This window comes from Microcoleus sp. Pol10D4 (assembly GCF_036701555.1).
Classification (GTDB): Bacteria; Cyanobacteriota; Cyanobacteriia; order Cyanobacteriales; family Microcoleaceae; genus Microcoleus.
This window is the reverse complement of sequence record NZ_JAUBRA010000060.1, coordinates 1-24,394: the sequence shown is the minus strand read 5'-3', so window position 1 is coordinate 24,394 and position 24,394 is coordinate 1. Positions and strand designations below refer to the sequence as shown.

General features: G+C 45.9%; 17 protein-coding genes and 1 pseudogene. 9 read left to right on the top strand and 9 right to left on the bottom strand.

Going from position 1 to position 24,394, the window contains the following annotated elements:
* Positions 1 to 44: 44 nt before the first annotated feature.
* The gene (locus QUA36_RS24095; protein WP_333368975.1) at positions 45 to 1,040 is read right to left on the bottom strand and encodes a pentapeptide repeat-containing protein; all 996 of its coding nucleotides are present in this window, start codon (positions 1,038 to 1,040) and stop codon (positions 45 to 47) included.
* Positions 1,041 to 1,224: 184 nt separating this feature from the next.
* Positions 1,225 to 2,916 (bottom strand): hypothetical protein, encoded by a 1,692-nt coding sequence (locus QUA36_RS24090; RefSeq protein ID WP_333451781.1) that lies wholly within the window; start codon positions 2,914 to 2,916, stop codon positions 1,225 to 1,227.
* Positions 2,917 to 2,986: 70 nt separating this feature from the next.
* Here QUA36_RS24090 and QUA36_RS24085 point away from each other — a divergent pair, with 70 nt between their 5' ends.
* Complete coding sequence (locus QUA36_RS24085; RefSeq protein WP_333459338.1) at positions 2,987 to 4,486, top strand: NAD(P)/FAD-dependent oxidoreductase; 1,500 nt, start codon at positions 2,987 to 2,989, stop codon at positions 4,484 to 4,486.
* Positions 4,487 to 4,907: 421 nt separating this feature from the next.
* Here QUA36_RS24085 and QUA36_RS24080 read toward each other — a convergent pair whose 3' ends face one another.
* Complete coding sequence (locus QUA36_RS24080) at positions 4,908 to 5,918, bottom strand: leucine-rich repeat domain-containing protein (RefSeq protein ID WP_333459337.1); 1,011 nt, start codon at positions 5,916 to 5,918, stop codon at positions 4,908 to 4,910.
* Between the two features lie 178 nt (positions 5,919 to 6,096).
* Here QUA36_RS24080 and QUA36_RS24075 point away from each other — a divergent pair, with 178 nt between their 5' ends.
* Positions 6,097 to 6,555, top strand: a complete 459-nt coding sequence (locus QUA36_RS24075; protein ID WP_333272134.1) for an ABA4-like family protein — start codon at positions 6,097 to 6,099, stop codon at positions 6,553 to 6,555.
* Between the two features lie 182 nt (positions 6,556 to 6,737).
* Here the strand turns inward: QUA36_RS24075 and QUA36_RS24070 are convergent, their stop codons facing one another.
* Entirely contained in the window at positions 6,738 to 9,659 is a 2,922-nt protein-coding gene (locus QUA36_RS24070) for a GAF domain-containing protein (RefSeq protein WP_333459336.1), read from the bottom strand.
* Between the two features lie 230 nt (positions 9,660 to 9,889).
* Between QUA36_RS24070 and QUA36_RS24065 the strand changes: the two genes are divergently transcribed.
* Entirely contained in the window at positions 9,890 to 11,050 is a 1,161-nt protein-coding gene (locus QUA36_RS24065; RefSeq protein ID WP_333459346.1) for a quinone-dependent dihydroorotate dehydrogenase, read from the top strand.
* 284 nt (positions 11,051 to 11,334) lie between these two features.
* Here QUA36_RS24065 and QUA36_RS24060 read toward each other — a convergent pair whose 3' ends face one another.
* On the bottom strand, positions 11,335 to 12,801 hold the full coding sequence (locus tag QUA36_RS24060) for an anthranilate synthase component I (protein WP_333459335.1): 1,467 nt from the start codon (positions 12,799 to 12,801) through the stop codon (positions 11,335 to 11,337).
* A 117-nt stretch (positions 12,802 to 12,918) separates the two neighbouring features.
* On the bottom strand, positions 12,919 to 13,590 hold the full coding sequence (locus QUA36_RS24055; RefSeq protein WP_333452973.1) for an aminotransferase class IV: 672 nt from the start codon (positions 13,588 to 13,590) through the stop codon (positions 12,919 to 12,921).
* Positions 13,591 to 13,686: 96 nt separating this feature from the next.
* On the opposite strand from QUA36_RS24055, the gene QUA36_RS24050 reads away from it, so the two are divergent.
* Entirely contained in the window at positions 13,687 to 14,352 is a 666-nt protein-coding gene (locus tag QUA36_RS24050) for an ElyC/SanA/YdcF family protein (RefSeq protein WP_333459334.1), read from the top strand.
* A 179-nt stretch (positions 14,353 to 14,531) separates the two neighbouring features.
* Here the strand turns inward: QUA36_RS24050 and QUA36_RS24045 are convergent, their stop codons facing one another.
* Entirely contained in the window at positions 14,532 to 14,759 is a 228-nt protein-coding gene (locus QUA36_RS24045; RefSeq protein WP_333159935.1) for a hypothetical protein, read from the bottom strand.
* 437 nt (positions 14,760 to 15,196) lie between these two features.
* Here QUA36_RS24045 and QUA36_RS24040 point away from each other — a divergent pair, with 437 nt between their 5' ends.
* From QUA36_RS24040 to QUA36_RS24030, 3 genes and pseudogenes are all read left to right on the top strand, one after another.
* Positions 15,197 to 15,835: a transaldolase family protein gene (locus QUA36_RS24040; protein WP_333159937.1), complete on the top strand. Its 639-nt coding sequence runs from the start codon at positions 15,197 to 15,199 to the stop codon at positions 15,833 to 15,835.
* A gap of 315 nt (positions 15,836 to 16,150) precedes the next feature.
* Positions 16,151 to 17,863, top strand: coding sequence for a calcium-binding protein (locus QUA36_RS24035; RefSeq protein WP_333159939.1), 1,713 nt, complete (start codon positions 16,151 to 16,153; stop codon positions 17,861 to 17,863).
* Between the two features lie 198 nt (positions 17,864 to 18,061).
* Positions 18,062 to 18,463 (top strand): annotated as a pseudogene (locus QUA36_RS24030) (GUN4 domain-containing protein); the annotation flags it as partial.
* A 112-nt stretch (positions 18,464 to 18,575) separates the two neighbouring features.
* Here the strand turns inward: QUA36_RS24030 and QUA36_RS24025 are convergent.
* Together QUA36_RS24025 and cax are read right to left on the bottom strand one after the other, a co-directional pair.
* Positions 18,576 to 20,645, bottom strand: coding sequence for a serine/threonine-protein kinase (locus QUA36_RS24025; RefSeq protein ID WP_333459333.1), 2,070 nt, complete (start codon positions 20,643 to 20,645; stop codon positions 18,576 to 18,578).
* A gap of 1,116 nt (positions 20,646 to 21,761) precedes the next feature.
* Positions 21,762 to 22,883 carry a calcium/proton exchanger gene (cax, locus tag QUA36_RS24020; protein ID WP_333459332.1) on the bottom strand — a complete coding sequence of 374 codons (1,122 nt, stop codon included), beginning with the start codon at positions 22,881 to 22,883 and terminating at the stop codon, positions 21,762 to 21,764.
* A gap of 258 nt (positions 22,884 to 23,141) precedes the next feature.
* On the opposite strand from cax, the gene QUA36_RS24015 reads away from it, so the two are divergent.
* Both QUA36_RS24015 and QUA36_RS24010 read left to right on the top strand, forming a co-directional pair.
* Positions 23,142 to 23,612 (top strand): GNAT family N-acetyltransferase, encoded by a 471-nt coding sequence (locus tag QUA36_RS24015; protein ID WP_333457847.1) that lies wholly within the window; start codon positions 23,142 to 23,144, stop codon positions 23,610 to 23,612.
* Positions 23,613 to 23,695: 83 nt separating this feature from the next.
* Entirely contained in the window at positions 23,696 to 24,220 is a 525-nt protein-coding gene (locus QUA36_RS24010; RefSeq protein WP_333457845.1) for a GrpB family protein, read from the top strand.
* Positions 24,221 to 24,394: the final 174 nt, after the last annotated feature.

The following is a 24,394-nucleotide window of genomic DNA, read 5'->3' as shown; positions in this document are numbered from 1 at the left end:
AATTAACTATTTTGCGGAGAGCGTTAAATTGCTACTAGAAGTAATTACCCGTGCATTTCTCCATTCGGCATAATTGTACCGCGCCACTGAGCACCTGATAAATTAGCAGTGCTCAAATCTGCCCTAATCAAAGTTGTGCGGTGCAAAATTGCCTCCCGCAAATCTGTTCTAGCCAGGTAAGCATCAGTTAAATCAGCTTCGCTCAAATTTGCCTGATTCAAATTAGCTCGACTCAAATCAGCCCGCACCAAATTAGCTCGACTCAAGTCAGCCATAATTAAATTAGCATTGCTCAACTTAACATCAGTCATAAATGCACCTCGCAAGTTAGCGCCAGCTAATTCAGCATCAAGTAACACAGCTCTTTCCAACTTAGCATTAGCCATTACAGCCCAGGAAAAATTTGTTTCTACCAAAGTTGCTTCAGTCAAAAATACGCCATCTAAAATAGCTTCGCTCAAATTCGCCTGAGTCAGATTTGCTTCTCCCAGAAATGCTTCAGTCAAATTAGCGTGACTGAGATTAGCTTTAGTCAAATCTGCACCTTGCAAATTGACGCCCCGCAAATCTGCACCTTGCAAATTTGTACCCCGCAAATTTGCACCCTCAAAAATCCGCGGCTCCTTCCGCAAATTTGCACCCCGCAAGCACGCACCGCGCATATCTGCACCTTGCAAATTCACACCTCGCATATCTGCATCGCTCAAATTTGCATCAATAAAAACGGCCAAAGAGATGTTGGCTTTGCGAAAGTCTGCACCTTGCAAAGTCGCTCCGTGGAAGTCTGCATCGGACAAATTTGCTCCGCTCAAGTTTGCTTGATTTAAGTTAGCACCACACAGCTTTGCATTAGTTAAATTTGCGCGCTGAAGGTTAATTCTGCTCAGGTAGGACATCGCTAAGTTTGCACCCCAGAGGTCAGCACTGCTTAAATTGACGCCAATTAAATCGGCACCGCTCAGGTATACGCCTCTGAGATTCATACCTTGAAAATCTAGTTCTCCTGATGTATATCGCCTTAAAATTTCGCTGGCATTCATATTTTTTTGTTGTGAATTAGGTACAATCTGCTATTTCTAGACTGCTTAAATTTCTGTTCGCGCAGGCGGACTTAGTTTTTGTAGCGCCAAACTTGAGTCTGAGAAATTTGATGAAATTTCTTAAATTTCAGTTGGCGCAGGCCGACTTAGTTTTTTGTGTAGCCTCAGACTTGAGTCGGGGTATTTAATGAGTTGGATTGACAAATTCTTGAGTCCAAAAGACTGTTTTGCTACCTAACTGTCGCCCATGAATTTTCACATGAGTAAGATATTTTGATTTTAAAGTACACAGCTTTTTGTGAATGTAGGTAGCTGTAGCCTGTTGGTTTGGTACTTCCGCAGACTCCAGAATCACATGGAGCCAACCGTCTTTAAATCCTACTGTAGCAGTAATTCCTTTAGGCTGTAGCAATTGATTAATCAATTGGGCGATCGCCTTTGGTTTGCCTTGCTTTGCCATTTCCAGAAGCTGATACTGATTTGCTTTATGGCTAGAGTTTTCCTGCGGTATGTCTGAAATATTTTCAACTAGGTTGCCTGTGATTTCAGAAGGATATTTTTCGCTTTCTTTTGACTCCAATTCACTCAAAATTTCCAGCAATTTATCGGTAAACTTCTGAACTTTACCTACATACTCTCTAAGATTTTTATATTTCCAGTACAAACGCTCCTCTACACTTCCCGTAGAAAATTTTCCGTTCAAAGCAGCTTCTAACTGGGTGAATATATTTTCTATTTGCGCCGTTGCAGAGTTAGCACTGTGAGTGACTAATTCTGTCATTTCTTCTTCCAATCCCAACTTGCGTTTGATGGAATCGCTAATATTTATAATAACAGGAGCCGCCGGTTCTAAAATTTCGATAATAGTCGGCATTTCTGCAACTGGGAATGTTTCTACGATTTCCTGTTTGAACTCGGTAGCATAATTATTGCTGGTTTCGGGTTCTTTAAACGGTAGATTTTCTGCCGTGTCCGGCACTAAGTAACTCTTTTGAGGATCATAATGATAATGAGGTGGAGCAGCTTGAAGGATGTGAGTAATCTCGCCTGGATCAAAATAATCGGTGCGCCTGTCCACCAGCTCGCTCTCTTCATAAACACTGTTGTTTAAATGTGTCTGATCGTAATCTTCGCTAGCAGAAGATTCGGCTTCATGGGATTCTTCCTGTTGCATTTTTGCGTAACAAGGATTCATCGCTTTGATGATTACGCTCGCAGCTTGGTCGTTTTCATCTCTGTTGTCAAGATTGCTAGCAGTTCTGTACAAATGAGATTCCAGTTCGGCTAGGCTACCACAGACATTAAACAGTTGTCGCAGTAGATTGTCAAGTTCTTGAGTTTTCAGCAGTAGCCAGTCGCGATCGCTAAAAGTAAACTCGTGATAAAGAGTAGAAAAAATTAGGATTTTTGCCCTCAGCGGATTTGTTTGCTGCAAAATTTTTTGTCTGACATCAAATAATTTTCCTGGGTTTCTTGCCCTTTCTTCGCTGCTGGGTATTTCCGAACTAAAGTGTTCTTCAAATGCGGGAGCTTCCTGACCGCCAAAACTAGATATGTTTACTTCTAATTTGGTGAAATCTTCAAATTCATACAGCCTGCTAAGTTGACATACTATGAGATCTGTTACTAAAGCATACTCGGTTTTTTTATTGACCTTAGAGACTATACTATTTAAAACAGCTTCAATGTCTTCTAACCTGCTGTATTTGGCGCACAGTTCTTCAATTAAAATTCTTACATCTGCGCTGGCGAGTTGGGCGGGGTCGTTTTCCCAGAACTCTTTACAAGCAAAAAATATTATTTTTTTAATGCGCGAGAGATTCACGTCTTGTTCTAATTCGCGAACAACTTCATCTAAAATAGATAAAGCTTTCATAGTTTTCCTCCCATAAAAATACCCTGTCAACACTCAGCAAGAAATAATACAATTATACCACATTTGATAAATGCAAGACTTTGATGCGATCGTAATTGGCAGCGGTATTGGCGGCTTAGTCGCCGGCTCGATGCTAGCTCGTTACGGCAAGCGGGTTCTCGTCTGCGAGAGCCACATTATAGCGGGCGGGGCAGCTCACAGCTTTTCGCGCCGAGGATTTCACTTTGATTCGGGGCCTTCTTTTTATTGCGGTTTGACTGACCCCCGGTCGTTCAATCCTCTGCGGCAAGTTTTTGATGTTTTGGAGGAATCGATCGCAGCAATTTCCTACGATCCGCTAGGGCATTACCATTTTCCAGAGGGAAGTTTGCCGATTTATGCTGATGCCAGAAGTTACTTAGATGCTGTAGCTAAGTTCGCACCGCAAGGTGCTGTAGAATTACAGCAATTTCAACAAAATTTATTAGTTTTGTATGAAGCTTTGCGTGGAATTCCGGCTTTAGCGCTGAGATCCGACTGGCAGTTAATACCTGTTTTGCTGTCTCGGTACTCGCCTGCTTTGCTGAAGCTGTTGCCGCTAGTAGGTGCGATCGCGGGTTCAGCAGGTTCCTTGATGGATCGCGATGTGCGTGACCCTTGGGTGCGACGTTTGATAGATTTGGAGTGCTTTTTGCTGTCGGGTTTGAAAGCGCACGGAACTGTCGCGCCGGAAATAGCTTTTATGATTGGCGAACGATCGCGCTGTGCGATCGAATATCCTGTAGGTGGCAGCGGTGCGATCGTCGATGCTTTAGTCAGAGGTTTGCAGCGCTGGGGAGGAAAGTTGCGCCTGGGATCTCCCGTCGAGCAAATATTAGTTGAATCCGGCAAAACCACCGGCGTTCGCTTGAAAAATGGCGAAATTATCCGCGCCCCAATTGTCATTTCAAATGCCACAATCTGGGATACTTATACAAAATTACTGCGCCCTGAAGATTTGCCGGAAAGCTACCGAAAAAACGCTTTGTCGATGCCCGCCGTAGACAGTTTCATGCACCTACATTTAGGAATTAAAGCCGAAGGACTCGAAGGTTTGACCGGCCACCACGTCGTCGTTCACGACAGCAAGATTGACATTACAGTACCCGGAAATACTTGCATGATTTCGATTCCTACAGTGTGGGATGCAACTCTCGCGCCGCCCGGACATCACACCGTTCACGCTTATACATTGGAACCTTACGAAGGTTGGGAATATGGCGAATTGTATCAGCCGAAAAAGCAAGAGCGATCGCAATCTCTGTTTCAAGCTTTAGAAAAAATTATACCGGATTTGCGATCGCGGATAGTCTTAGAGTCGATCGGCACACCGCTAACCCACGCCCGATTTTTACGCCGATATCAAGGAACTTACGGGCCTGCAATTGCCGCCGGAAAAGGCACATTTCCCGGCCCGCAAACACCAGTCAAAGGCTTGTATCGGGTGGGAGACAGCACCATGCCCGGAATTGGCGTGCCCGCTGTCGCAGCATCGGGTATTTTGTGCGCGAATACTTTAGTAAATTCGGATGTTACAGCACAATTTTTGTAAGCGAAGGAAGAAGGAAGTTCGGCAACGAGCAATGTACGGGATGTAACGGATGTAACGGATGTCAGGAAGAAGGAAGAAGGGAAATTAACTGGTTCCCAGCCTCTGGCTGGAAACCGAGATCCAGAGGCTCTGCCTCGCTTGCAAAAAAACAGGAGGCAGAGCAATAGTGAAATGCGTTCCCAGCCAGAGCCAGGGAAGGAGGAAAACGAGGGAAAAACTACTTTTTACAAAATCTGCCTGTTCCCGAAACTGATTATCCACCAGCGGCAAAAGCGCCCATAATTGCGATCGACAAAGCCAAACCTGGCAACAGCAGCAATCCTAACATTAAAGCATCATGTCCGCTCATTACTTTCTCCTGATATTGACCTTTGACATTATACTCTATAAACCGCAATCTTGCCTCGACCTTAATAATTAATTAAAACCTACATATAGATTCAGGATTGACAGGACAAATTTTATTAACAATGGGATTCCCGCGCAAGTCCAGTGTAGTCAACTTTTGCAAAGATTGCAGGGAACTGATATCAGAGATTTGATTGTTATACAAGTCTAGTAAAAATAAATTATTTAAACCTTGTAGCGCGCTGCTATCCGAAATCGGATTGTTGAACAAATAAAGTTCAGTCAAGTTAGTTAACGATTTCAACGGACTGATGTCTGATATTTGATTGTTACCCAGGTTTAGTTCAATTAAATTAGTGAGCGATTTCAAAGGACTAATATCGGATATTTGATTTTGGAATAGAACCAATTTATTTAAGTTTGTTAGAGATTCCAGCGGAGTAAGGTCAGATATTTCATTTCCGAAGAGAAACAGCGTCTTGAGATTTTTCAAGGAAGCCAGCGGGGTGATATCCGATATTTTATTATTGTAAAGGTAGAGTATCTGGAGCTCAGTTAAATTTGCCAGAGGAGCGAGATCGGAAATTTGATTTTTGTAGAGAATCAGCGCATTTAAGTTAGTTAAATTTTTCACCGGAGTGATGTCGAAAATTTTGTTGTCAAACAGGACAAGTGCGGTAAGATTAGTTAGACCAGTTAGGGGAATGATGTCTGAGATTTGGTTGGTATCGAGAACAAGTATACTCAGATTTGTTAGAGATGAAAGCGGACTAATATCTGATATTTGATTGACATCTATAACCAGAATTTTCAGGTTAGTTAAAGATTGCAGGGGAGCGATGTCAGATATTTGATTACTGCCGAGGATGAGATTAGTAAGTTGAGTGAAAGATGAGAGGGGGCTGATATCGGTAATTTGAAGATTTTTGAGGTTAAGTTCGGTTGTATTAGAAAGCAGTTCGTTAGCTCGATCGCAATCTGAAGTATCTGATATTTGCAACAGTATTTCTACCGTATCTTTGACGCCGGGAGAGATATTTTCTTTGTGCTTGCACCAGTCGGCAAAGTTATTATAATTTGTCATGGGCTGTGCTGCCTTAATCGATTTTAGATGCGAGATTTGAAATTTTAGATAAGTATAGCAATTCTATTTCATTTGTGAATGAGATTTTTTTCGGATTTTGAGAAATTTCCGCAAAAATTGTGTAAAGTAATCTTAACATCCTTAATTGCATTGCCTTCGCAGGAGCCAAGAGCCAACTATGACACCAGAACTAATTTTTAATGTCGGTAATCTGTTCGTTGTGCCTTTCTGGGCAATTATGATTTTATTACCCAACTGGGGAATTACCCGAAAAGTGATGAATTCCTTTATTCCGTTTGCAGTGCTCGCCGTTTTGTACATATATTTGTTTGGTAGCAGTCTAACTGCGGAAAATGCGGCTGCTTTGTCCAATCCTAAGTTAGCAGATATTGCTAAGTTTCTGGGGGAAGAAACGGCGGCGGCTACGGGATGGATACATTTTTTAGTGATGGACTTGTTTGTCGGGCGCTGGATTTATTGGGAAGGACAGCGGACAGGAGTTTGGACTGTTCACTCTTTGGCTTTGTGTTTTTTTGCTGGGCCGATGGGATTGCTTTCTCATATTGTAACTGCTTGGATTACTCAAAGGTTTTTCCCCAGTTCTGAGGCGGCGGAAACTGTTACTTCATCGGTTTAGGCAGAGGGTTTTTAATACCTTGGATGTTAATCATTCATAAAAAAATTCGGTAAGTGGGAAACACAGTCCCTTTAGTTAGTAGGGTGCGTCAGGGCTGAATGTGACCACTAAAGACTAAAAAATTTTCCCCTGACGCACCCTACAATAACTATAAGTACGGGCGAACTCGCCCGTACAGAATTTTAAGAATTGGCTAGGGGCAGCACTAAACGAGCCACAATTAAATTGTTTTCTAACATTTCTAGAGAAAAGTTTCCCCCCATTAAGCGTACTGCTCGCTGACAAATTAAAAGATTTTGCACGATCGACCTATGGGAACTAGAAACCGCTAATATATCGGGTTCGGAACCGCCGTTGAAGGCAGCAATTAACTGTCGATCGCACGCGCCGCTATCGATCACAGACAATTCTAACAAATCTTCCCCCAACAACTGAGAGCGAATCTCAATCTTGGCGCCAACAGCAGAGCGCCTGCAAGCCGTCGCCAGCAATTCGCACAGGATCAAATCCAGCTTGATACTGTCCCCACGAACGCTCAAAGTCTGACCCGCAGGCATCGACACAGCAGTTTCTCTGTGCACATCCAGCAAGACTTTCGACTGTTTGACCAGGGAGGCCGTTCGATCGAGCGATCGCCTCAGCCAAGCGCTCACAGGCACCGCATCTTGTCCGAATTGCAGCCGCCAATGTTCCTGTTTCAGCAGCAAATGAGTTGACCCCAAAGCATTGCCCATTTGCCGCAAAACCTGTTGGTAGCGCAAAATTTTCAGAGCATCCTTTTGCTCCTTCGCCGACTGCAAAATCGACTGACTCAACTCCCCCAACTCCTTCACCCCCGCTCCCACCGTGCGGTAAAACTCCTCAAAACGGCGCTGTTTGTACCAGTTGAGCAACTCCAGATCCAATCGCTGCGACTCCTGGATCGATTGCACCGCCAAATACCTGCGCCACCAAGCCAACTGAGACGCCATCGAGCTGAGTAAACTCACCGACAACTCCGACCACTGGCGGCCCGGAGCGTCCGCAGCCACCACAATGCCCGCCGGAGCGTGTTCTGGGGCCGTCCGCAGCGCCACCGTCAGAATCTCGCCAATTCCCGGACTGCGGAGCCACCGCTTCGTCGCCAGTTGCAGTTGGCTCGTGCTCTGTTGCACCACCCCGCTAGCAGCCAGGGTTTGTTGGATCAAAGCATCTGTTTTGACAGGAATCACCGCCTCGGGATTGAGGGCAAATACGGGATTGGCAGCTACCGTCGCTACGATGGAACCTTCCTCCTCACCGGGATTCCAAGTAATTACGGCTACTAAAGGACAGGAAATTGTCTGGGAAACGTGTTGAGCAAAGTTACGATCGAGCTTTTGTAGCGGCAACTCTGGGAACATCGTCGGTGAAGCAGCAGCTATCTCTTGCTCAGATTGCTCATCAGGATAATGGTGCAAAACCGCCAAACCCGATTTGAGAGATCGCTCAAATTGCTGATATTTGTCGATTGCCGAACTCTGCTGCCACGAGTGCAGGATCAATCCGAGTTGTTCGCCCACTAGCCGAACTAATTCTTGCTCAGATCGCCTCCAAGTGCGAGTTGCATTGTGTCCGACAACCAGCAAACCCTCGATCGATTTGCCATTGGCGATTTTCGATTTTAGATTGGGGTTTTCTCCGTCTTTCTTTTTCCCCCTCGTGCTCGATGCCAAAAGCGATCGCACCCCCGCTTCCCCCAACACATCCCGCCAAGCGCCCAACCGCTCGTCTTCCTCCCAATTTTCAATAGCTAGAGGTGCACTTTCTTCCAACAGCCCCACGTCAGCCATATCGAGGGCGTTGAGTGGCGACGGCACTGACCTGCGGTTGCGGGGCAGATTTTGGCAGACAATTTCAAAGCGATTTTGTTCTTCGCCGTACAGCAGGAGCAAAAAGTATTCGCATTTGAGCCGATCGCACAACTGTTCGGCGGTATTTTTCAAAGTCGTCTCCCAGTCAGCATCGCTGTAGATGGCGTGAGCTATTCCGGCAGTTAAATCTCGATCAATCTCAATTTGCTGAATTTTCTCCTCCATCTCCGACACAGGAGCCGTCAGAGCCACTAACTGCGCCACTCCCCGCAGATAATGCTTTTCATTGTCTTGCCAAATCCGGGGCTCGCCGGCTTCGACTGCCAAAAATCCCAACAATTCCCCTTCCGAAACAATCGGCGCAGCCAACAGAGAGCGAGCGCGGATTTGCTGCATCAACCGCCCCGTTAGCTCAGTTTTCAGAGAACTTTGAGATTCACCGATCCAAACCATTTCTTCCCTGCCCAAAGCCTGATAAAATTCGCCCAAGTCTTGGACGGTGATGCCCGAAGCCGGTCGGGCCGGCCCGCCTAAACCCGGAGTAACTTCGCGGTTGCTGACTCGGCGCCAAAAATAGCGTCGCTCTCGCTCGAACCAATAAACATTGGTGCGTGTCGGCTCGATAAATTCATGAGTTTGTTCGACAACAGCTTGCAAGTATTGGTCGAGCGATCGCAATTCCCCCAACTGCGAAATCAGCGCTAAAAGAGACTCATCTGGGTGTTTAACTTGTTGTCGCTGCCAGTCTTTTTCTATTTGGTAAAGAGCAGTTGCCAGCGCTCCAAATACGATCGCCAACTGCGTTTTTTCCCCGGACTTTGGCGACGCTCCCCATACCTCAGTGCCGAGCAAAATCACGCCGTAGCAGCGGTCTTTGTAGCGCAGGGGAAACAGAGTCGTGCCTTGAATATTGAAAGTTTGAGCTGCTTTGCGCCATTCTCCGGCTCTACTTTCCGATCGCAAATCCGGGACTCCCACCGGGCGGAGCTGAATCACCACTTGTTCGAGCAAATCTCCTGGGCTGAGGGCAAACCGCTGTTTGAGAAAAGACTGGTCGCCGTTAGGAGTCATGCCGCCTTTCCCGAACAATCTGTGCGCCTGTCGATCGTACAACCCGATCCAAATCAACCGCCAGTCAAATTCCGCTTGCAAGTAACCGAGTGTGGTCGAAAGTAGCACATCAACATTCTCCTCTTCTCGGAGAGTCTGGAGAACGCGCTCTAGGGTCGCGATTTGTTCGTCTAAATCCTTCGGTCTTTGCTGCTGCCCCATTTCCAAGCTTCCCCGCACCTTGTCTAATTTAAAATTACTAACTTAAATATTCAAAAAAATAAAATGCCAAAGAATCAACTTATAATATAATCGTCTCACTTATCCTTCAATCTCAAACATTGGATAAAGTCGATCGAAGTTGAAGTAAAAACTTCGCCTTCGCTGTCGGCTCGTGAATATTTTTATTTCCCTTCTCATTTCTAATTTGTAAATTGCCCCAGTACAAATCATTGGATATTTATCAATCAAGTGTACGCCCGCTGTTGTTTTCCGTATTGAAAACCGATGCCGAGTGGCTGCACAACCGCACTCTCCAAGTTCTCGAACTCGCAGCCAGAACCCAGTCAAACCCCGCAACCAGCCAAATGCTCTCTCGATTGCAGAAATCTTTGGGAGTCCAAGATTCTCGCCTCGAACAATCTTTGTGGGGACTGAGCTTTAACAATCCTGTCGGCTTGGCCGCCGGATTTGATAAAAACGGCGTAGCTGCTGACATTTGGGCAAATTTTGGCTTTGGCTTTGCCGAACTTGGCACTGTCACTTGTCAACCGCAGCCGGGAAACCCTCAACCTCGCTTGTTTCGCTTGACGGAGGACAGTGCAGCCCTCAACCGCATGGGATTTAACAATCAAGGAGCCGCGGCAATGGCAGCCCGGTTTGAGGCAGCACAGAAACAGTCAAAATTCGATGCCTCGCGCCCCATGCCTCAGTCTCCGTTCCCCTTGGGCATCAATCTCGGTAAATCTAAGGTAACACCGTTAGAGCAGGCAGCAGCCGACTATTTGGAGAGTTTTAAGCTGCTGAAAGATTGGGGCGACTATTTTGTAGTGAACGTTTCTTCTCCGAATACGCCTGGGTTGCGATCGCTCCAAGATGCTGCTGGGCTTAGCACAATTTTGGAAATTTTGCAACAAGAAAATCAGGGAACCAAGCCAATTTTAGTCAAGATTGCGCCGGATTTGGAGTCGGAGGCGATCGTATCAATCCTCGACTTAGCAAAAACCTACCAACTAGCAGGAATTATCGCCACAAATACCACCATCCGCCGCGACGGATTGAAAACACAAATATTGCGAGAAACAAACCAACCAATCGCCGAAGAAGCCGGGGGAATTAGCGGGCTTCCAGTGCGAGAGCGATCGACAGAAGTAATCCGATTTATCTGGCAATATACAAAAGGCGAATTGCCCATAATTGGAGTTGGCGGCATTTTCACCGCCGAAGATGCTTGGGAAAAAATAGCCGCCGGTGCGAGTTTAATTCAAGTCTACACTGGTTGGGTTTACGAAGGGCCTTGGATGGTGCGTCGGATTCTCCAAGGTTTGTTGCAAAAGTTAGAAGAACGCGGATTTAGTTCGATTTCTGAGGCAGTAGGTTCGGACAATCAATAGACTGTTGACTGTTGACTGTTGACTGTTGACTGTGAGTAAAAAAATGAAAATTACGCGAATTATTTGTTGACAGCTTGATTCGACTTTACGCCCGACTTAGAAGCTCGGATTTGATATCATTCCGGCCTTACTGCCGGAATTGATATGACTCACAGTGCGATCGCTAAAAAAACTATAGCGGTTCTCAGGAAAGTAAGGTACTCTTCCAATGCCCAATGCCCAATGCCCAATGCCCAATGCCCAATGCCCAATGCCCAATGCCCAATGCCCAACAACACCTCATGTTACTGAGAAAGCCTATAATCAAATATTTCCGCTAATTTCAAAGCATTAACTTGAGCTTGAGCTTTATGCAGCGACTCCTGCCATTCCCTTTCTGGATCGCTATCAGCAACAATCCCCGCACCCACTTGTCCCCAAACAACTCCCCCGGTTGTACCGTCACTTTTTGGTGCATATAAAAGGGTGCGAATCAAAATATTTAAATCCAGGTTGCCGCGCCAGTCCAAATAACCGCAGGAACCGTAAAATAAATTGCGCTTCACAGGTTCCAATTCTTCGATAATTTCTAGACAGCGCACTTTCGGACAACCTGTAATCGTACCGCCCGGAAATACCCCTCGAATTAAGTCGATCGCGTCGCAATCTTGTCTTAATGTACCGATAACATTACTGACGAGGTGCATCACGTGACTGTAGCGTTCAATAGTCAGAAATTCGTTAACTTTTACCGACCCCCATTCACACACCCTCCCGATATCATTGCGCTCTAAATCAACTAACATAATATGTTCGGCTCTTTCTTTGATATTTTCTATTAATTCCTGTGCTAAGTGATCATCTTGAATGGAGGTTAAACCTCGCCGTCTCGTTCCCGCGATCGGTCTAGTATCCACTTTTTTCCCTAATAATTGAACCAGTCTTTCCGGCGAACAACTAACTATTGTCCCCCACGGAGTTTGCCAATAACTTGCAAAAGGCGAAGGATTGATCCGTTGCAAAGCGCGGTAAATTGACCAACTGCTGCAATCTGTACGGGCTTCAAACCGCAAAGATAAATTAGCCTGAAAAATATCGCCCGCATGAATATATTTCTGAGCTCTTCGCACTATTTCTTTATACTGACTCTGAGATAGTTGAAAAATAGGAGTAGCCGAATTTTGTTGAGAATTTTCCGGTAAATTATTCTGGATTATTTCTCCCTCGGTTTGCTCTAATTGATGCTGCATAACATCGAGGTGAGAAGGTTGACTCGCAGCCAACCAGAGAATTTGCGTTTGATGGTCTAAAACCGCAAAAGATTCTGGTTCGTACCAACAGCTAACCGGGAAAGGAAGCGGATCAGTATTGAGTTGGGGCAGGTGTTCGATTTCCCATGCTAAATCATAACCTAGCCATCCCAACCAACCCCCAGTAAAAGGAATTTCCGGCGGTACATTGACTGCTAAATTTTGCTTTTGAGATTCCAAAAGAGCGCGTAAAAAAGGTAAAATTTCACCGACTGGCGGTGTCCATAGCTGAGGTTGACTATCAATTATCCGGGGAGAACCTGCACAAATAGAATATCGTGCCAAGTTAGTAGAAGATGTAACTGGACTTTCTAGCAGAACAGCCATATCGCGGGGGGGGAAATCCGATATTGAGCTTGCACTGTCGGCGGTTTGACCTAGAAATAAAGTTTGAAAAATCTCCGATCCGCTGCGCTGATTTAGGGGAAGCTTTCGCCAATGCCAAGGTTGTATTTGTTTCATAATAGATTGCACTATGGTTAACACTTTCAGGACTTACGCAACGAGTCAATTTTGACACTATCTGTAGTAGTAAAGTGCATATTGTGCACCCTCCTAAAATCGAGTGAAAGCGTTATCTCAGCCATTAATTACAACTTTCCAAATATCTCGGTTTTCCTCTTTTTTGAGGCGTATCCAACCCCTAACGGAGTTAATGAGAAATAGAGTTTGGGTACTGTGCAAATCATCTAAGGTAATTAATTCTTCTCTGATTTTTCCTTCCTCTAAAAGTTGAGAACGAAACGTCCCCGGTAATAAACCGCACTTGACGGGAGGTGTGATTAGGCCTGCGGGTGTATCGAGCACGATATTGGCGATCGTGGATTCGGTGATCATTCCATCTTGATTCCACAGAAAGACATCCTGATATTCGGGCTGCGACTCCAAAGCCATTGTATAAGGCAATCGGTAAGTTGTCTTGTGGTAAAGAAATGGGTTTTGAGAATCGATCGGTTGGCGGGCAATTCCCACAGATGCACCGATTTTTAAGATACCGCTATCTAGTGCCTGAGCTTGTAATGTTATGTTTCCATCACAAGATATTGTTAACCGTATTTTTTGTTTGACTGACCTGCAAGTAATACTTAATGCTTGTAAAGCTTTGCTTGTTTCTGTTAGCAATAGGGGAAAATTAAAATAATCAGCCGATCGTTCTAATCTTTGAAGATGTCTGTCTAGCAAAAAATAACCGTTTTTTGGCTCCCATAAAAATGATTCTAGCAATTCAAAATTTGGCTGTTGTTGAATCATGTTTTTTTTAATATAATGTAAATTCGGTAACTAGACAATTTTTAGACCCCCGACCGTTCCTGTTTGTGTAATTATATAGGAAGATAACTTGAATTTATGTTGCCTAAACCCTTTATATTTCAATGGCGTCTTGCCATCGGGCTGTTAATATTAACCTCATTACTCACACCTCTAGCCCTCAACTACTACGTCAGACTTGTTACCAGCAACTACCGCTACAGAGATATAGCTAACGTGCCTGCAGAACCCATCGCTATAGTTTTTGGTGCCGGAGTTTGGGAAGACGGCACTCCAAGCCCCATGTTAGCCGATCGAGTGCAAGCAGCCGTCGATTTGTACAAAGCGGGGCGAGTGGACAAACTTTTGATGACAGGAGACAATAGCAGCGTCGATTACAACGAAGTCCAAGCAATGCAGGACTACGCCGAAGCCCAAGGCGTACCGATTAATAATATCGTTCTCGATTATGCCGGATTTAGTACCTATGAAAGTTGCTACCGGGCGAAAGAAATTTTTGGCATAACGCAGGCTGTTTTAGTTACCCAAAACTTTCACTTAGCCCGCGCTGTTTATACCTGTCGCCGGTTGGGCATACAGGCGATCGGCTTAGGAACGCCGGATTGGGGAAAATTTAGCCATAAGGGCATGATTCACTACAGTTTTCGCGAATTTTTGGCAGTAATTAAAGCGCTTTGGGAAGTGCGTGTTACCCGTCCCGAACCGACTTTTTTGGGGCCGTTTGAAGGAATTAAAGAAAAGTGATGAGTGGTCTGTTGAAAACTTTAGTCCTTGCTTTAAGGACTAAAGTCTTCACTAAAAACGGGTTTTATTACAACTAACCGGACATCAGGTAAGTCCGGGAGTTGTAAGTTTTGAGTTAAACAAAACTTACAACAAAACTCACAAATCATAGCTGGCCCGTTGCGGTAGTGTTCCATAACTTACTCGCGTTTGGAAAGACCAGCCAGCGACCAAGTTAGGCTCACCATCATTAAGCGGCCTAGAGCCTTCAAACGTTCTTCGGCGTTATTTTCAACCGTTTGAGACAGAGTTTCAGACTTAAGATTTTTCGACAATTCTTCAGCAGTTTCTGCTGACTTTTCCAACTGAGGTTGTTCAGAAGATGTCTCAAGGCTGACTTGTGGCTGCTGATTTTTTTCTTCGGTCATTTTCTGAGTCACCTCCTGGAGTTATTGCATACATAACCCTTAATACAAATGTAACTTATTTGTATCCGGGATTTGGCGAGTCAAGTTTTCCTTACCCGACAATCGCAGTTACCAACTGACTTAAAAGTTTTGATGTTAGTTGTTAGCTATCTTAAATCGCACTTACCCAATTTTCCTCAAAAACGAGGTTTATTCACAGATAGGTCGTCCTCCACCAATTTTTTGTAAGAAACGGGATTTCTGAGCCTAAGTCCTGTTAAATTCAAAACTCACACACTACTACCGATGATGCACATCACTGAATTGTTATATTTACTTAACAGTAATATTTCCGAGATTCTGATATTGTTAAAGCTTAACAATTAATTTTGCTCGGATTTATATCAATCTGCAAGCAACCGTCTGGAAATTTTTAACAAACTGAAGGTGTAGAGCCGATGGCAATTTATGTTGATACTGCAATTGTAGCGGAAGCCGCACGGGCGAGCAAGTTCGGATGGGTAGCGGGAATTACTACTAATCCGACACTTTTGACAAAAAGTGAGTTATCTCCTGAGCAAACCCTTAAACAACTGGCACAACTGATTCCTGGGGAAGTGTATTATCAGCTAAGGGCATCTGATGTTGATGGCATGGTAGCAGAAGGAAAAGCGGCTTTTGAATTAATTGGACAGCAAACAGTGTTGAAAGTTCCAGCAACGGCGGCTGGTTTCCAAGCAGTAGCACATTTGTCACCGTCCATTCCTTGCGCGGTGACGGCGATATACAGCGCATCACAAGCAGTTGTCTCAGCAGAAGCGGGGGCCAAATATGCGATCGCCTATGTGAATCGCGCCACCAGATTGTTGGGAGACGGTTTTGCGTTAGTGCGGGATATGGCCAATGTGTTGCAGAGAACTAATACTGAGATTTTGGCAGCTAGCATTAAATCGCCGGAAGAAGCGGTAAAGACTTTATTAGCTGGAGCACATCATTTGACATTGCCTTTTGACCTGTTGCAGGCGATCGCAGTTCACGAACTTTCGCAGCAAACTGTTGATGAATTTGCCAAAAACGGGCGGGGAATTAGTTATTAGATTTTGCAATAAGCTGATACGCATTTAAATTGGGATTTTTGAACCCTAGACTCTTTGCACCCTGGCTTTCAGGCAAAAAATTTAAATGCTGAACAGCTTACAGAAAACTTCTTTAATTCTGGAGTAAGTATCATTCGCTCGCTGACTGCATATGAGTTTGGCTATTTTGTCTACTGTCGGCAACAGTTGTTGATAAATATGACTTTTATGAACTCAATGTTATGAATTTTATGAATTGACTTTGAGAGCTGGTTATTGAATGATGTCAATCAACCGCACGAAGTTCCAAACTTGTACTCTTAAATGTCAGGGCTTATGACGATTACTCGCGTCTCAGTTGACTCAGCAGGCAATCAGGCGATCGGCGACTCCGAGATCCCCTCCATCTCTGCCGACGGGAGGTTTGTGGCGTTTTTATCTAATGCCACCAACCTCGTGCCAGGGGACACTAACAATACCGATGACATCTTCGTGCGCGACTTGTTAACGAATATTATCACCCGCGTCTCTGTAGACTCAGCAGGCAATCAGGGGAACGCCTTGTCCGTACTCCCCTCCATCTCCGGTAACGGGCGCTTTGTGGCGTTTGCATCTAATGCCTCCAACCTCGTGCCGGGGGACACTAACGGTAGAGCCGACATCTTCGTCCGCGACTTGTTAACGAATATCACTACCCGCGTCTCTGTAGACTCAGCAGGCAATCAGGGGAACGGCATTTCCTATTCCTTGTTGACCTCCATCTCCGCCGACGGGCGGTTTGTGACGTTTGCATCGGATTCCACCAACCTTGTGGCGGGAGACACTAACGATACCCGTGATATCTTCGTGCGTGACTTGTTAACAAACACTACCACCCGCGTCTCTGTAGATTCAGCAGGCAATCAGGGGAACGGCATTTCCGAGTTCCCCTCCATCTCCGCCGACGGGCGGTTTGTGGGGTTTGCATCTAATGCCTCCAACCTCGTGCCGGGAGACACTAACAATAGTCGCGATACCTTCGTCCGCGACTTGTTAACGAATACCACTACCCGCGTCTCTGTAGATTCAGCAGGCATTCAGGGAAACGACTCCTCCGGCATTCCCTCCATCTCCGCCGACGGGCGGTTTGTGACGTTTGCATCGGATGCCACCAACCTCGTGCCGGGGGACATTAACAATCGCGGCGACATCTTCGTGCGCGACTTGTTAACCAATACCACTACCTGCGTCTCAGTTGACTCAGCAGGCAATCCGGGGAACGACTCCTCCCTCTATAGCTCGATCTCCGCCGACTATAGCTCGATCTCCGCCGACGGACGGTTTGTGGTGTTTGAATCTGATGCCTCCAACCTCGTGCGGGGGGACACTAACAATAGCACTGACATCTTCGTGCGCGACTTGTCAACCAATACCACCACTCGCGTCTCTGTTTCAGGGGCGGGCAATCAGGGGAACGGCGAATCCTACAGCCCCTCCATCTCCGCCAACGGGCAGAAAGTGGCGTTTTCATCTAAGGCCTCCAACCTCGTGCCGGGAGATACCAACAATGGCCCAGACCTCTTTATTGTTGACTTAACCAACATTCCAGGCGTTATCAATACTTCTAGTAACAACATCAACGGCACAAACGGCAACGACAACCTCACAGGCACTCCCAGCAGCGATAATATCAGCGGTTTAGACGGCGATGACACGATCGCCGGCAGACAAGGCAACGATATTCTTATCGGGGGAGGCGGCAGCGATATCCTATTTGGCGGCAAAGGTTTTGATACCCTCAACGGCGGTTTGGGCAACGATAATCTAGTCGGCGGCGCGGGCAACGATGTATTTGTTTTAGGTGCGGGATTGGGAGTTGATACAATCTCTGATTTCACCAAATCTCAAGATACCATTCAATTAATCAATGGCTTGACCTTCGGACAGCTATCAATTTCCCCTGGAACTAACGCCACATTAATTAGAGTAGCCAGCAGCGGTGAAGTTTTAGCTTCTTTGACAGGCGTTGCTCCAAACCTCATCGGCTCTGAAGATTTCGTCTCTGTTTAGAGATGGTAAACAGTCATTTGTTAAATCACTTTTACTCAGAAAAATATCATGTTTAAACTTAGCAAACAATCACTCGCATTAATAGGCACATTTATGGCAGTTTTGCAACCAGCATTTCCCGCTAATTCACAAGAAAGTAACAGCGAATTTAGCAAACTTTAATCCTTATTAGAAGCCGAAAAATGGTACGAAGCAGATCAAGAAACAGTCTCTCTGATCCGCAACAACTCCGCTAATCTGTCTTGTCCGAACCTCCGGGCGATCGATCAAATGTGGATGCGATCGAGCAATGGCAAGTATGGATTGACTCCACAGTTAGAGATTTGGCAGAAAGTGGGCGGTTCTAACTGTCGAACTTGCGAAGGTCAAATTCAAGATTTTAGCAAGCAAGTAGGATGGAACATGAGCTCGCAAGTAAGTCCTATACCAGGGGAGTTTCCAGCCCAGTATCCAACTGTTGCTTCATTAAGTTGGCAAAGTTATGTTGACAGCGATAAAAGCATAACAAGGTACAGTCTTTTTGCGGGCGCGCAGACATGGCAAGCGTGGAGGGTTACAGAATTTAACCTGTTTTCTGCTTTTGCCAATTGCGGCAAGTAACAGTTGTAGGGCGGGCAATGCCCAGACTTCCACGTCGGAGTCGGGATGCGATTTCTCGATCGCCTCGGCTTTTCAACCTAAAATCTCAAATCTCAAATCTAAAATAGTAGGACTATGGCATTCGCCAAATTTTAATAGTGCGATCGGGACTGCCGGTCACAAAAGTCTTGCTATCTCTGGAAATAGCAACAGAACTCACAAACTGAGTGTGACCAGAAAGAGTGCTTCTTTCTTTTCCCGTCTTCAAATCCCAAACTATAATATCTTCGCCCCCGCTGATCAAAGTCCGGCTGTCCGGGCTAAAGGCGATCGTCCTCACCGAGCTCGAATGCCCTTTAAAAGTGCGGGTGCGCTTCCCGTCTTGGACGTTCGACAAACGGATCGTATTGTCGGTGCTAGCACTAGCCACTATTTTCCCGTTCGGGCTAAAAGCCACAGCAGTAACGGGGCCCCGGTTACCTGTGATAATTCTTCTGACTTCACCGGTGGCGAGATTCCACAAACGCACAGTCTTGTCCTCACTGCCGCTAGCGAGAGTTTTACCATCCCCGCTCAAAGCGATCGCGTTTACTCCTCCGGCGTGGCCGCTCAAAGTCCGCAACCTGCTGCCGGTTCTGACATTCCACAAGCGAACAGTTTTGTCATCGCTGCCGCTAGCCAGAGTTTGACCGTCCCTGCTAAAAGCGATCTCGTTGACGGTGGCTTTGTGAGCGGCAATCGTCCGCATCCGTCGCCCCGTCTTCAAATCCCAGAGAATCACATTATTGTCGTCGCCCCCACTGGCCAAAATCGAGCTGTCCGGGCTCACCGCCACCGTCTTGACCGATTTTTTAGAATGCACCGAATTGAGAGTCCGCACTAGGCGTCCCGTCCTCACATTCCAAATTCTAATCGTCCCAAAGCTTGCGCTCACCAAAGTTTTACCGTCAGGCGACAGGGCGATCGCATTTACACTCCCAACATTATCCAAACTTTTTTGCAAAAAATGAGTGGTAGGTAAAGTAGAAAGCAGCCACACCGGGTTTGCCGGAAACACCCCGTAACGCAGCGAACCGTAAATTTGAGACGCGCCAACACTCACCATCAAAACAGCCGTGCCCGCCAGCAACTTCTTTTTCCAATCAAAAACATCTTTATCGGTCTTGTTCAATCCCGAATTCAGAGGTCTGAGGCGGTTCATGGAACTCTGCTTCTTCGCCCCAGACGGCCCGGCAGTTCCGCGAATTTTAGTTTGCCCCGTCGTCGGCAACTGAGTGGGCAACTGACTTTCAGCGCCGTCGAGATTAATTTCCTCCAAGCACTGCAAAACCATCTGCGGGCTTTGAGGTCGATTGCCCGGAAAAGGCGCCATCAGATAATCGATTACATTAGCCACGGCGTCGGAAACCTGAGGAGCTCCTTTGCGCCACATTAATCTGCCCGTGCGCGGGTTCTCTGGAAACGCAGTCGGTGGCTTTCCAGTCAGCAAATAAACAAAAGTGCGCCCCAGAGCAAAAAAATCTGACTGGGGAACAGCCTTACCATTTGTTTGTTCGGGCGGCGTGTAGCCGGGGGAAACAATACCAGTCACATTTTGCCCCTGGCCCACCTTAGCGAAATAAGTCGCCGACACTTCCCGAGCAGTCCCGAAGTCAATCAGCACTAACTGCCCGTTTGGCTTGCACATAATATTGTGCGGCTTGATATCCCGATGGAAATAGTTGAGGCGGTGAACTTGGTCTAAAATTTCCGACAGTTGTTTGAGCCAGTTCACAGCTTGTTCTTGACTGATGGGGCGGCCCCGATGTTTCAGCCAGTCTTGCAAATTGGCCCCAGCAATTTTCTCCATCACGAGGCAGTGAAAAGACTCTGTGCTGTGAGCGGGCGTAAATATAAAATAACCGTCGCGATCGACTTTTGGAATACCTGGATGTCTGAGCCTGACCAACACGTCGGCTTCTTGCTTAAACAGTTCTACAGCTTTGGGATGTTCTTTCAGCAGGACTTTGAGCACTCTTCGGGCGCCGTTGTCGTCCACTTCAAATGTTCTGCCAAAGCCGCCGCCTCCGAGAGGCGCGACTAGCCGATATCGACCTTGCAACAAAAGTTCTGACCCGCAGTGGATACACACGGATTTACCAGAGTTGGCTGGATCGGAGGGATTCGGGCATTTGGGATTGAGGCAATAACTCACAGAAGCCACATAACCCTGATTGAGGTTGCTCTATCAAGTTTTACTTTGACACTGCTCTACAAAACTTGGCTAAACTTATCTAAGCTTCACCATTCAACTAGAAGTATTTTCTAGAGGGTCTGATTCCTGCTTCTGCCAAGAGAGTCGGCTCTTACTTGTCCACAGGCGTAAATTCGGGTGGAGCAGCACCCTATTTTTGAAGTCTCTACAACTATTTATTATTGTGGAAGCTTTTAGCCATTGTTTAACCATTATTTTCAACCAATTTAACGAATCGTGGTATCCCGTTCGACCTTTTTATAGGCTGGCCAGTTTTAAATCGACCGTCGTTTACTCTTCCAGAAAATTTTTCCTGCAGATTTTGGGCATTATTCTGAGAATGTTGCACAAAACTGCGCCTCTGTCAATATGCTTGTCATAAGTAGCTCGGAGGAAGTTTAATCAAGTATTAAGCGATTAGATTAACCTCTGTGCACTCTTGGTGAGTGAGATTTTTGATTCAGCTTGCGTTACTTGCCTTGACAAGATTACTCAAGCCGCATTAGAGGTGTCTTTTCTAAAATCGTTAATTCTGGTATGGCATACCGTATTTGATTAGTCCTCTTTAAATCTAGTTCGGTTTTTGTTCAAATACGAGTTTTCCTAGACGGCAACACCGTGTTTGTGGGACAACGTACTCAACAATAAGAGTACGAGGTTTTACTTTGTCTAGTTAGACTCAATTTTCAACTTATGACGATCGTAGCACACCTAGTAAAAGACTCATCAGCACCCTTGATTGAAATCTTCCAACGTCTCTGAAGTCTAGCGAGACTAAAGCCTCGCTAGACTTCAGCCTCCCGTGTTTTTGTATAACCGGTGGCCGTGGGATCTAACGATCGGCTTGAGGGCAAAGGTTTTATTGTTTGTCACAGCCGATCGAGGTCACAAATCCCTGATGACAGCACATAATGTATAAACACACCAGAACTAATAACGAGAGAGCAGCCACATTTCAATTGTACGATCGCAACCACCACTCTCGAAGAAAGAAGTGAGAGTGGGATAGTGGGCGAGTGAGGGAGTGAAAAAATCTGCCTTCTTCCCTCTTCCCTCTTCCTTCTTCCTTCCCGATAAGAAAGCCTTTTACACAAGTCCCTCAATTACCGGATGGAAGTAGAAAGCCAGCGCCAAAACCGTATAAGCTGCCAACAGCAAAGTACCTTCGAGCCAGTTAGAATTGCCGTCAGAACTGATAGAATTGGCGATCAGCACCGACACCGCAACCGCTACAAGTTCAAACGGGTTAAAATTCAAGTCCATCGGTTTGCCCAAGACAAAACCTGCCAAAACCAACACCGGGGCCACAAACAAAGCAATTTGCAAACTCGAACCCACGGCCACAGAAACCGACAAATCCATTTTATTTTTCATCGCCACCGTCACCGCCGTCGTATGTTCGGCAGCATTGCCAATAATCGGCACTAAAATCACCCCGGTAAACAGTGATGTCAGTCCCAAACGCGCTGTCGCTTCTTCGAGAGTACCCACCAACAGTTCTGACTCGACAGCTACCATCAGGGTACAGGCCAATAGCACCCCAATCCACAGCGGCAGATTGACTTTGTGGTCAGGACTGTCTGGTGCTAAGTTATTTTCGGCTAAATCTTCAAGCATTTCTATTTCTGCCACCCCTGCATCGTACAGATAACTGTGGGTTTTCATCGAAAACAGCAGCGTCAGCACGTAGACGACAATCAGCACTACAGCGACAGCGCTAGAGAGGTTCTGCATAGTTTCTGCGGGGATGCCAATAGAGGTGGCATTAACTGCAGTTGGCACCAAAATGGCAATCACGGCTAAGTTCATCGCTGAAGCATTTAACCGGGCGACTGTCGGCTGAAAATCTTGTTCTTTGTAGCGCAAGCCGCCCAGCAGCATCGCCAATCCCATCACCAGCAGCAGGTTGCTCATAATTGAACCGGTAATGCTGGCCTTAACAACATCTATTAGTCCGGCGTTGAGGGCGACGATGCCGATAATCAGTTCCGTGGCATTTCCAAAGGTAGCGTTCAGCAAACCCCCCAAATTGGCACCTAGGACGACGGCGATTTCTTCGGTGGCCGTCCCCATCCACGCGGCTAGGGGGATGATGGCTAAAGCCGAGGTGACGAAGATTGTGGAGGGTTCCCAGCCGAGAAAGTGTCCGGCGATGGAAACCGGGATAAATAACAGCAGGCTGGAAATTATTGTATTTGTGTTTAGCATTTAGATTCTCAAAAGCTGCCAACCGTCAATCATAGCCTGTGACCAAATGAAAAAAAGGGTGAGGGCTTGGGATTTGGGTGTTCGCTTAAAGCTGAGGGTGGGCGAGCGGGCGATCGCTGCATTGCCGCTTTCACAGATGTGACAAACTAAGAAAGCGATTTGTTTAGCCGATCGGTTCAATGGATTTTTGTATTCGATTAGCTTCCTTAGAAGACATTCCTAAGCTGACAACTTTAATTCCTGATTCTGCTAGAGCTTGTGCCTGCAGGCTACTACACTTCAGAGCAGATTGAAGGCGCACTGGGGATAGTTTTTGGGGTTGACAGTCAACTGATTCTAGACCAAACATACTTTGTTGCTCAGAACAATCACCAAATTGTTGGTTGCGGTGGTTGGAGTAAGCGTAAAACGCTTTATGGAGGTGATTCAGGCAAAAATAATCTAGAAGACAGCCTCCTCAACCCAGACAGCGACTCGGCAAAGATTCGTGCATTCTTTGTTCATCCAGCATGGGCACGTCGAGGAATTGGAAGTCAGATTATGCGAGTATGTGAACTGGCTGCTGAGCGTGCTGGATTTAAGGAAGTTGAGATGATTGCGACGCTAGCGGGAGAGCCATTTTACACAAAATTTGACTATCAGGTGATTGAGCGCTTTGAAATTTCTCTCCCAAACAGTCAGTTTCTCCCCGCTGTCCGTATGTTTAAGAGCTTTGGGCGCAGCCCGTAAAATATGAGGGATAATAAAATCAGTTTCGCTTAAATGCGATCGTAAATCAATGAGATGACAAAAAAAGCAAATAATTATCAGCCATGTCAATAAAAGTAGATTTTTTCAAAGTAGAAGTCGTCCCCCACGATCCAAATTGGCGAAGCGCCTTTGAAACTGAGTCGAAACTGATTGCACTTGCACTTAGGGAAAATGTGGTTGCTATACATCACATTGGTAGCACAGCCATTCCACAAATTCATGCAAAGCCGATTATCGATATGCTAGTTGAGGTTAAAGATATTCTTAAAATCGATACACAGAGTTCAGAAATGGAGGCATTAGGTTATCAAGCAATGGGTGAGTTTGGGATATCCGGTCGTCGTTATTTTCGCAAGGATAGAACCCACCACATTCACAGTTTTGAAGTTGGTTCACCGCAGATAGAGCGCCACTTAGCGTTTCGAGATTATATGATTACCCATTCGGAAGCCGCGCAGGAATACAGCGAACTAAAGAGAAAACTTGCCAAAAAATACCCTGATAATATTCAGGCGTACATGGACGGAAAAGATGGGTTCATTAAAACAATCGATCTGAAAGCGGCAAAGTGGCGAGCATCTCATTAAAATTATGATATTGGAAGTGGCAATTCTTGATGTTAAGCCTAATATGACTGGAGCAACATAACATATGAGTGATATCGGTCTCACACACATCGCACTGGGGAGCATCCCGCTTTTTAACTAAGCATACCTACCCATTTTAATCTCATTATTTAAATATGCACATCTGAGTCTTAA